9 protein-coding genes are annotated in these 6855 nt (G+C 68.2%); 7 read left to right on the top strand and 2 right to left on the bottom strand.

The genetic code is table 11. From position 1 onward, the window contains the following. Positions 1-67 precede the first annotated feature (67 nt). Positions 68-805: a 16S rRNA (uracil(1498)-N(3))-methyltransferase gene (locus tag V3B46_RS12310; RefSeq protein ID WP_329891998.1), complete on the bottom strand. Its 738-nt coding sequence runs from the start codon at positions 803-805 to the stop codon at positions 68-70. Further along, a complete protein-coding gene (gene bioA, locus V3B46_RS12315; RefSeq protein ID WP_329891999.1) occupies positions 796-2187 on the bottom strand; it encodes an adenosylmethionine--8-amino-7-oxononanoate transaminase in 1392 nt (463 codons plus the stop codon). The genes V3B46_RS12310 and bioA overlap by 10 nt, the downstream gene beginning before the upstream one ends. Before the next feature lie 77 nt (positions 2188-2264). Between bioA and nudE the strand changes: the two genes are divergently transcribed. The 7 genes from nudE (at position 2265) to V3B46_RS12350 (ending at position 6710) form a co-directional block, all read left to right on the top strand. Next, on the top strand, positions 2265-2828 hold the full coding sequence (nudE, locus tag V3B46_RS12320; RefSeq protein WP_005418435.1) for an ADP compounds hydrolase NudE: 564 nt from the start codon (positions 2265-2267) through the stop codon (positions 2826-2828). Continuing rightward, complete coding sequence (gene cysQ, locus V3B46_RS12325) at positions 2825-3628, top strand: 3'(2'),5'-bisphosphate nucleotidase CysQ (protein WP_329892000.1); 804 nt, start codon at positions 2825-2827, stop codon at positions 3626-3628. Before nudE ends, cysQ begins: the two co-directional genes overlap by 4 nt. A gap of 13 nt (positions 3629-3641) precedes the next feature. Next, positions 3642-4481: a nucleoside triphosphate pyrophosphohydrolase gene (gene mazG, locus V3B46_RS12330; protein WP_329892001.1), complete on the top strand. Its 840-nt coding sequence runs from the start codon at positions 3642-3644 to the stop codon at positions 4479-4481. Continuing rightward, positions 4478-4807 carry a YnfA family protein gene (locus V3B46_RS12335; protein ID WP_154264210.1) on the top strand — a complete coding sequence of 110 codons (330 nt, stop codon included), beginning with the start codon at positions 4478-4480 and terminating at the stop codon, positions 4805-4807. Before mazG ends, V3B46_RS12335 begins: the two co-directional genes overlap by 4 nt. 138 nt (positions 4808-4945) lie before the next feature. Then, positions 4946-5248: an Mpo1-like protein gene (locus tag V3B46_RS12340; protein WP_049422150.1), complete on the top strand. Its 303-nt coding sequence runs from the start codon at positions 4946-4948 to the stop codon at positions 5246-5248. Positions 5249-5314: 66 nt separating this feature from the next. After that, a complete protein-coding gene (locus V3B46_RS12345) occupies positions 5315-6274 on the top strand; it encodes an SPFH domain-containing protein (protein ID WP_005410704.1) in 960 nt (319 codons plus the stop codon). Between the two features lies 1 nt (position 6275). After that, on the top strand, positions 6276-6710 hold the full coding sequence (locus V3B46_RS12350) for an NfeD family protein (RefSeq protein ID WP_257472311.1): 435 nt from the start codon (positions 6276-6278) through the stop codon (positions 6708-6710). Positions 6711-6855: the final 145 nt, after the last annotated feature.

A 6855-nucleotide genomic window follows, 5' to 3' on the forward strand; every position in this document is an offset into this window, starting at 1 on the left:
CGGGGCCCCGCCCCCCCCCCCCCGCGCGCGCCGCCCCCCCCCCCCCGCCACTACCAGGAATCGGGCCTTACCCCAGATCCCCCAACCGCGCCTGCAGTGCTGCAATCGCGGCCAGGCCGGCCGTTTCCGTGCGCAGAATGCGCGGGCCCAGCTGCAGGCCCTGGAATCCTGCCGCCGCCAACTGATCCCGGTCGCGCGGCGACCAGCCACCTTCCGGGCCGATCGCGATCACGATGCCGCCTGCCGGAGCGGCCGCCAGCGTCGACAGGCGATGTGTGCCCAGCGGGTCCAGGGTCAGCCGCAGCGTATCGGCCGGCAGTGCTGCCGCGGCCTGCGCCAGCGACAACGGTGAACCCACCTGCGGAATGCGCGCGCGCCCGGACTGGCCGCAGGCCGAGGTCACCACATTGTTCCAGTGCGCCACGCGCTTCTCCGCCCGTGCTGCATCCAGCTTCACCTCGGTGCGCTCGGCGTTGACCGGAATGATCGCCGCCACGCCCAGTTCGGTGGCCTTCTGCAGGATCAGGTCCATCTTCTCGCCACGGGCAATGCCCTGCAGCAAGGTGATCGCCAGCGGCGATTCATTGGCGATGGCCTGCACAGCGTCGATGCGCACCTGCACCTCGCGCTTGCCGGCCACGGTCAGCGTCGCGCTGTAGTCGTTGCCATCGCCGTTGAACAGTACGCAGGTATCGCCTTCGCGCAGGCGCATCACCCGTACCAGGTGGTTGGCCGTCTCTTCCGGCAGGGTCACGGTCTGGCCGCTGTGCAGCGCCAGGTCGATAGGGCAGCGGGTCACGCGCATGCAATCGCCTCGTCAATCGCCGCCAGCGTGGTATGTGCCAGCAGCTCCAGTTGTTCGTCATCCACGCAGTAGGGTGGCATCCAGTACAGCACGTCGCCCAGCGGACGCAGCACCACGCCACGTTTCAGCGCGGCCTTGTAGGCGTGCAGGCCCAGCCGCATGGCCGGGTCGAACGGTGTGCGCTTGTTGCCATCGCGCGACAGCTCGAACGCCACCACCATGCCGGCCTGGCGCACGTCGGCCACGTGCGGGTGGTCGGCAAACGGTGCGGCCAGCGTGCCCATCACCGAGGCGATGCCCCGGTTGCGGGCGATCACATCGTCGTCGCGGAAGATGTCCAGCGTCGCCAGCGCCGCGGCGCAGGCCAGCGGGTTGCCGGTGTAACTGTGCGAATGCAGGAAGGCGCGCTCGCGCGAGTCGTCGAGGAAGGCGTCATACAGCGCCTGCGTCGCCAGTACTGCGGCAAGCGGCAGGAAGCCGCCGGTCAGGCCTTTCGAAAGGCACATCAGGTCCGGCATCACTCCGGCCTGCTCGCAGGCGAACAGGGTGCCGGTGCGGCCGAAGCCGGTGGCGATCTCGTCGGCGATCATGAACGCGCCATGGGCATCGCACAGTTCGCGTACGCGCTGCAGGTAGACCGGGTCATGCATGCGCATGCCGCCGGCACACTGCAGTCGCGGTTCCAGGATCACCGCGCAGATCTCGCCCGGGTGCTGGTCGAACAGCGTGGCCAGGCCATCGGCCGCCTGCCGCGCGCGATCGGCCGCGCTCTGGCCCGGTTCGGCCAGGTAGGCGTCGGGCGAGGGCGCGAACAGCCCTTCGGCCAGCAGCGGCGCATAGACGCGGCGATACAGCGGGATGTCACCCAGCGCCAGCGCGCCCAGGGTCTCGCCGTGGTAGCCGTTCTCCAGTGCGATGAACCGCGTGCGCCGCGGCTCGCAACGGTTCTGGAAATACTGGAAGGCCATCTTCAGCGCCACTTCCACGCCGGCGGAGCCGTTGTCCGCGTAGAACACCTTGGCCAGCGGTTCGCGGCCAGGCTGGTGCGGGGCCAGCGCCAGCAGGCGTTCGGCCAGGGTGATGGCCGGCTCATGGCCGAAGCCGGCCAGCATCACCTGTTCCAGCTGCCCGGCCTGGGCGGCAATGGCGCCACCGATGCGCGGTTCGGCATGGCCGAACAGGTTGGTCCACCAGCTGCTGACCGCATCCAGATAGCGGTTGCCGTCGTGGTCGATCAGCCAGGCACCTTCGCCGCGGGCGATCGGCACCAGCGGCAGGGTGTCCGGATGCTCGCGCATCTGCGTGCACGGGTGCCACAGCACCTGCAGGTCGCGCTGCCGCCAGTGCTGGGCCAGCGGGGAAGGGGTTGGGTCTGCTAGCATTTCGGGCTCATGAACATGTTGCTGCCTGCACATTCTATCGGCCCCGGCGCAGGCGCCGGCCGCCGCGGAGATTCCGCATGAACGATGACCGTGCCGGCCGTCGCTTGCCGATCATCCATCGGATCACCGATGAGGAGAACGGTCCCTTCCAGCGCCAGCACCTGGACCTGGAGTTCTCCAACGGCGAACGCCGCCGCTTCGAGCGGCTGGTCAGCCGGGGGCATGGCGCGGTGGTGGTGGTGCCGATGCTCGATGACGAGACCGTGCTGCTGGTACGTGAATACGCCGCCGGCATGCACCGCTACGAACTGGGCCTGGTCAAGGGCCGGATCGATGCCGGCGAGACCCCCGAGCAGGCCGCGGACCGCGAACTGAAGGAAGAGGCCGGTTATGGTGCGCGCCGGGTGGACGTGCTGCGCGCGATGACGCTGGCCCCAACCTACATGAGCCATCAGTCGTGGCTGGTGGTGGCGCGCGACCTGTACCCGGAAAAGCTGGCCGGCGATGAGCCGGAAGAACTGGAAGTGGTGCCGTGGAAGCTGGCCGAACTGGACCAGCTGATGTTGCGCGAGGACTTCTCCGAGGGACGCTCGCTGGCGGCGCTGTTCATCGCCCGGCAGTGGCTGCAGGGAACGCGATGATCAAACTGACCACGGACCTGCGCGAGACCGCCATCGCCATCGCCCAGGAAGCCGGACAGGCCATCATGCAGGTCTATGCCGATGGCTTCGACGTGCAGATCAAGGATGACAACAGCCCGGTCACCAGTGCCGACCTGGCGGCCAACCAGGTCATTGAACAGGGCCTGCAGCAGCTGACCCCGGATCTGCCGATCCTGTCCGAGGAGTCGGCGCAGGTGGGCTGGGAGCAGCGCCGTCACTGGGGTGCCTACTGGCTGGTGGATCCGCTCGATGGCACCCGCGAGTTCGTCAAGCGCAACGGCGAGTTCAGCGTCAACATCGCGCTGATCTACCAGGGCGCACCGGCCTTCGGCGTGGTGCTGGCGCCGGTCACCGGCATCGTCTGGCATGCCATGCGCGGTGAGCTGGCGTACCGTCGCCAGGGCCTGCATGACACCGTGCTGCGCACCCGCATGCCGGCCAGCGCACCGCTGCGGGTGGCCGCCAGCCGCTCGCACCGCTCGCCGGAAACCGAGGCGCTGCTGGCGCGCATGGGCCGCATCGAGACCATCGCGCAGGGCTCGTCACTGAAGTTCTGCCGGATCGCCGAAGGCGGCCTGGATGTCTACCCGCGGCTGGGCCCGACCTCCGAATGGGACACCGCCGCCGGCCAATGCGTGCTGCACGCTGCCGGTGGCGCGGTGCTGTCAGCGGCCACCGGCAAGCCGTTCCGCTACAACCGCCGCGAGACCCTGTTGAACGGCGATTTCATTGCCCTTGGTGACACCAGCCTGCCCTGGCGCGACTGGTTGTCCGATTGACCCTGGAGACTGCATGAGCGCGCACGACACCCCCACCACCGGCAGTGCCGCCAGCAACGAACTGGAGCGCCTGCTGTCGATCATGGCGCGCCTGCGCGATCCGCAGGGCGGCTGCCCCTGGGACCTGGAGCAGGACTTCGCGACCATCGCGCCGTACACCATCGAGGAAGCCTACGAGGTCGCCGATGCCATCGATCGGGGCGACCTCGATGATCTCTGCGATGAGCTGGGCGACCTGCTGCTGCAGGTGGTGTTCCATGCGCGCATGGCCGAGGAGCAGGGTGCCTTCGCCTTCGCCGAGGTCGCACGCGCGATCAGCGACAAGATGCAGCGCCGCCACCCGCACGTGTTCGCCGATGTCAGCGTCGATGACGCCGACGGGGTGACGCGCAACTGGGATGCGATCAAGCGTGCCGAGCGTGCCGCCAAGGGCGAGCAGGACACCTCCGCATTGGCCGGCATCTCGCGTGGCCTGCCCGAATGGCAGCGGGCGGTGAAGCTGCAGTCGCGTGCGGCCAAGGTCGGTTTCGACTGGCCAGGCCCGCTGCCGGTGCTGGACAAGGCGGCCGAGGAACTGCAGGAGCTGCGCGAGGAGTTCGAGCGCGGCGATATTGCCGGCAACAAAGCGCGCCTGCAGGAAGAGCTGGGCGACCTGCTGTTCGTCTGCGCCAACCTGGCGCGCCACGCCGATATCGATCTGGGTGCGGCGCTGCGCGGGGCCAACCACAAGTTCGAACGCCGCTTCCGTGCGATGGAAGCGCAGGCCGAAGCGCAGGGCAGCGCGTTGGCGACACTGGATCTGGATGCCCAGGAAGCGCTGTGGCAGCACGCCAAGGCCGGCGAAAAAGCGTGAAGACGCTCGGCCTGTTCCTGCTGACTGCGCTGGCCGAGATCGTCGGCTGCTACCTGCCGTGGTTGTGGCTGCGCAAGGGCGGCAGCGCCTGGCTGCTGCTGCCGGCGGCCGCCAGCCTGGCGCTGTTCGCCTGGCTGCTGACCCTGCACCCGACCGCCAGTGGCCGGGTCTATGCCGCCTACGGTGGCGTCTACATCGGCACCGCGCTGTTCTGGCTGTGGCTGGTCGATGGCATCCGCCCCAGCCGCTGGGACCTGTTCGGCGCAGCCCTGTGCCTGGCCGGCATGGCGGTGATCATGTTCGGGCCGCGCACGCCCCCGGTGTAGCGTCGAGCCATGCTCGACTCTGCAAAGGCAGTGCCACCGGACACGCACTGCCTTGTCAGAATCGGCCACGCCGTCCAGGCCGCTTTCCCTCCCAGGAAGGCGCATGATGGCGGTGACCACGGCCCCCGGAACACGTACATGTCCCGCTTCGCCAGCTTCCGCGAGTTCTATCCGTTCTATCTCAGTGAGCACCGCCACCCGGTATCGCGCCGGCTGCACTTCGTCGGCAGCTGCGGCGTGCTGCTGCTGGTCGTTGCAGCGATCCTGCGCGGGCAGCCGGTGCTGTTGCTGGCCGCCTTGTTCTGCGGTTACAGCTTTGCCTGGGTCGGCCATTTCTTCTTCGAGAAGAACCGCCCGGCCACCTTCCAGCACCCGCTGTACTCGTTCATGGGCGACTGGGTGATGTTCGCCGACATCCTGCGCGGGCGCGTGCCCTGGTAGCTCTGCTGTGAATGTGGCCTTCACCCGCTATGCTGGGGCCTGGACGTCATAGATAAGGAAAGCAAGATGTTCCCGACCATGTTCTTTACCGTGGTACTGGCCTTCGTGGCCGTGGTGATCCTGTTCAAGGCAGTACGGATGGTGCCCCAGGGCTACGAGTGGACCGTCGAGCGCTTCGGGCGCTACACGCACACCATGACCCCCGGCCTGCATTTCCTGATCCCGATCGTGTACGGGGTGGGGCGCAAGGTGAACATGATGGAGCAGGTGCTGGATGTGCCCAGCCAGGAAGTGATCACCAAGGACAACGCCGCCGTGCGCGTGGACGGCGTGGTGTTCTTCCAGGTACTGGATGCCGCCAAGGCAGCCTATGAGGTGGCCAACCTGGAAGTGGCGATGATCGCCCTGGTACAGACAAACATCCGTACCGTGATCGGTTCGATGGACCTGGATGAATCGCTCAGCCAGCGCGAGGTGATCAATGCCCAGCTGCTGAGCGTGGTCGACCATGCCACCAATCCCTGGGGCGTGAAGGTCAACCGCATCGAGATCCGCGACATCCAGCCGCCGCGCGATCTGCTGGATGCGATGGCGCGGCAGATGAAGGCCGAGCGCGAGAAGCGCGCGCAGATCCTCGAAGCGGAAGGTTCACGGCAGTCGGAGATCCTGCGCGCCGATGGCGAGAAGCAGGCCACCGTGCTGGAAGCCGAAGGCCGTCGCGAAGCTGCGTTCCGCGATGCCGAGGCGCGCGAGCGCCTGGCCGAGGCCGAAGCGATGGCGACCAAGGTGGTGTCGGCGGCGATTGCCGAGGGTGACGTGCAGGCGATCAACTACTTTGTCGCGCAGAAGTACGTGGAAGCGTTCAAGGAGCTGGCCAGTTCGCCGAACCAGAAGCTGGTGCTGATGCCAATGGAGGCCAGTGGCGTGATCGGTTCGATCGCGGGCGTGGCCGAACTGGCGAAGCAGGCGCTGGCCAGCCAGGACAACAAGGCCGCTGGCAAGCGGCCGCCGCCGCTCGGAGGCTGATATGCGCTGGGAAGTCGTCGGTTGGGGCGCGCTGGCGCTGCTGCTGTTCGCGGCCGAAGCGCTGGCGCCGGGTGCGTTCATGCTGTGGATCGGCATTGGCGCGGCGGCAGTGTTCGTACTGGTTGCGGTGTTCAGCGACATTCCACTGTTGTGGCAGGTGATCGCCTTCGTCCTGCTGAGTGTGGTCTCGATCCAGTGCTACCGGCGTTGGGGGAGGCCGCGGGCACGGCCCAGCGATGCGCCGTTGCTCAACCGCCGTGCCGAGCAGCTGGTCGGCCGGGAGGTGGTACTGCAGCAGGGCATCGTCGGTGGCCAGGGACGGGTCAGCATTGACGATGCGTCCTGGCAGGTGAGCGGTCCGGAGCTGCCTGCAGGTACGTGGGTGCGTGTAGTGGCGGTGCAGGGCAGCACGCTGGTGGTCGAAGCGGTGGCCTAGGGGTTCCCAGCCAACGGCGGAGCCCCTCGTGGGTGGTCGCGGAAGGCGGTTCATGTGTCTGGGTCGGGGGGGGGGGGGGGGGGGGGGGGGGGGGGCGGCGGCGCCCCGCCGGGGGGGGGGGGGCCGCGGCGGGCGCGGGGGCGGG

Source organism: Stenotrophomonas sp. SMYL11 (genome assembly GCF_036320005.1).
In the GTDB taxonomy this organism is placed as follows: domain Bacteria; phylum Pseudomonadota; class Gammaproteobacteria; order Xanthomonadales; family Xanthomonadaceae; genus Stenotrophomonas; species Stenotrophomonas maltophilia_A.

What these genes read in the sequence shown, in the direction of transcription:
- V3B46_RS12310 (WP_329891998.1), bottom strand. Translation starts at nt 805, where the DNA reads ATGCGCGTGACCCGCTGCCCTATCGACCTGGCGCTGCACAGCGGCCAG.
- bioA (WP_329891999.1), bottom strand. Translation starts at nt 2,187, where the DNA reads ATGCTAGCAGACCCAACCCCTTCCCCGCTGGCCCAGCACTGGCGGCAG.
- nudE (WP_005418435.1), top strand. Translation starts at nt 2,265, where the DNA reads ATGAACGATGACCGTGCCGGCCGTCGCTTGCCGATCATCCATCGGATC.
- cysQ (WP_329892000.1), top strand. Translation starts at nt 2,825, where the DNA reads ATGATCAAACTGACCACGGACCTGCGCGAGACCGCCATCGCCATCGCC.
- mazG (WP_329892001.1), top strand. Translation starts at nt 3,642, where the DNA reads ATGAGCGCGCACGACACCCCCACCACCGGCAGTGCCGCCAGCAACGAA.
- V3B46_RS12340 (WP_049422150.1), top strand. Translation starts at nt 4,946, where the DNA reads ATGTCCCGCTTCGCCAGCTTCCGCGAGTTCTATCCGTTCTATCTCAGT.
- V3B46_RS12345 (WP_005410704.1), top strand. Translation starts at nt 5,315, where the DNA reads ATGTTCCCGACCATGTTCTTTACCGTGGTACTGGCCTTCGTGGCCGTG.
- V3B46_RS12350 (WP_257472311.1), top strand. Translation starts at nt 6,276, where the DNA reads ATGCGCTGGGAAGTCGTCGGTTGGGGCGCGCTGGCGCTGCTGCTGTTC.